This window comes from Bacillus sp. HNG (assembly GCF_003400205.1).
Lineage (GTDB): Bacteria > Bacillota > Bacilli > Bacillales > Bacillaceae_L > Ferdinandcohnia.
In genome coordinates, this window is the sequence record NZ_QUQV01000041.1 from 1 (window position 1) to 2,360 (window position 2,360).

Here is a 2,360-nt window from a genome sequence, read left to right on the forward strand (position 1 = left end):
TGTTTATTGCAAAATAAAAGTGCAGAGCTTTGCAACGAAAAAATGCAGAGTCCTGCACTTTATTTAATGAGTGCATAAAAAAAGACTTGCCAGTCACCCCAAGTCCCACTACATTAATTGTGTCGAGCAATTTTGGTAGTGGAGGTAGAAAGGATGCTAGCAATGTCTGATATTAATTGTATCAAACACTTACGAGACAAAAAAGGATTATCAATAACAAAAATTAAGGAAACTTTAGGGATTAATTGGAGAACAGCTAAGAAGTATGCTGATGAGGATCAATTACCTAAATCAAAGATCAAGAAATCTAAAGGTATGATGCATACTGGAAAATGGGGAGAAATAGTTTCAGATTGGCTATTTGAGGATAGTAGATTAAAGAAGAAACTACGTAGAACAAAAAAACAGATTCATAAAGATCTTCAGGATCTTGGTTTTGAAGGTTCCTACAGAACAGTATGTTACTTTATAACAGATTGGGAGAATAGCCATAATGAGGAGCACGATAAAGGCCATGAACGGCTAGAACATCCCCCAAGTGAAGCACAAGTAGACTTTGGTGTTATGGAAGTTGTTAAAGATGGTGAGTTTGTGGATACTCATGCGTTAGTAATGTCGTACCCTTACAGTAATGCAGGTTTTGCGATACCATTGCCATCTGAAAATCAGGAATGTTTTCTTGAAGGATTGAAACTTTTATTTAAACAATCTGGAGGAGTTCCACGGAAAATTCGGATTGATAATTTAACTCCAGCCGTTAAGAAGGTCAGATCAAAAACCGAAGAAGCGCAGCTAACGGATGCCTTTATCCAATTTCAAAATCATTATGGGTTTGAGGTGCAGGTATGTAATCCACGTAAAGGAAATGAAAAAGGCAGTGTCGAAAATAAGGTTGGTTATATACGATACAACTTCTTTACAACTTCACCAGTTATGAATAGTTATGAGGATTTTACAGAAACACTTCGTGTTCAATTGGAAAAAGACCGCCAAAGGCTTCACTATGAGAAAGAAGTTTTGATCGAAGATCTTTGGAATGATGAGAGGAACTATTTGCTTGAGTTACCTGAGGAGGACTATCCAGTCTTTAAAGAGATTGAGGCAAAAGTTAATAAATATAATGAAGCAAAGTTAGATAATACATTAATACATATCCCGAAGGCATCGAATTACCCTTTTATATACTTTGTAATTAATTGGGATAAATATAAAGCTGTATCACCTGATGGAGAAATTCTCTTTGAAGATTTTAGACCTTATATGAACAAGAAGAGAGCTATTCCATGGCTATCCATTTTTAAGGATTGGATTCGAAAACCAAGAGCGGTATCTTATTCAAGATATCAAAAATACTTACCTGGCCGCATTAACGACTACTTAATGGTTGAAGATCTAGTGGTTAGGAAAGAAAGATTAGTAGAAATAGCAAACTTACTAGTTACACATGATATAAAAAGAATTAACGAGGAATTTTATGATTTAATTTCTGGAAATAACGAAAATCCCTTCGGGCTAGATTGGGACGAGTATGACTCGTTGGCACCCACTGGGGGTGACCAATCATGAGCGAGCAAATTCGTTCTATGTGCAAGTCTTTAAGGCTGGCTTATGTTTCTGAAATTTATGAGTCAATTCCCTTTGAATCTCCAAGCCAGTTTTTAGAGGAATTATTTAAAGAAGAGTTTAGATTACGTGATCAAGCAAAGGTACAGCGCTTAATTAAAAATGCTAAATTCTTAGACTCGAAGAGTTTGAGTAACTATGAATGGACCGAAAGGATTAGATTTCCTACACAGATTGATAAAGATGGTTTAATGAGCCTTGACTTTATCAAGCAAAAACAAAACGTTGTTTTGATTGGAGCTCCTGGGACTGGAAAATCGCATTTAGCAACTGGACTTGGAAGAAAAGCATGTGAAATGGGTTATGAAGTTAGATTTTATCGTGTATCCACACTTATCGAGCAATTGGAACAGGCGCTGAAACAGGATAAATTACCTTCCTTTAGAAAGAAGTTTGAAAAGGTAGAATTAATCATTCTCGATGAGATGGGTTATCTACCTTTTAGCAAGGAAGGCTCTGAACTACTATTTCAGCTTATTGCTGACTGGTATGAACAGAAAAGCTTGATAATCACTTCTAACCTTGAGTTCAGCCAATGGAATCGGATTTTCATTGATTCTAGACTAACGGCTGCATTAGTGGATCGTTTAATTCATCATGCCCATGTATTAACATTTAACGGTGGAAGCTATAGACTATCGAACGCTTTATCTCGGGCAAAATAAGTTGAAATAATTGGGTGGCAAAACTCTGCAAAATTTCTTGCGCAACTATGCACTTTTTTCTTGCAAAATACA

2 protein-coding genes are annotated in these 2,360 nt (G+C 36.1%); both read left to right on the plus strand.

Going from position 1 to position 2,360, the window contains the following annotated elements:
• Positions 1 to 153: 153 nt before the first annotated feature.
• Positions 154 to 1,566, plus strand: a complete 1,413-nt coding sequence (gene istA / locus DZB84_RS24505) for an IS21 family transposase (protein WP_116354899.1) — start codon at positions 154 to 156, stop codon at positions 1,564 to 1,566.
• Positions 1,563 to 2,288 carry an IS21-like element helper ATPase IstB gene (gene istB, locus DZB84_RS24510; RefSeq protein WP_116354900.1) on the plus strand — a complete coding sequence of 242 codons (726 nt, stop codon included), beginning with the start codon at positions 1,563 to 1,565 and terminating at the stop codon, positions 2,286 to 2,288. The genes istA and istB overlap by 4 nt, the downstream gene beginning before the upstream one ends.
• Positions 2,289 to 2,360 lie beyond the last annotated feature (72 nt).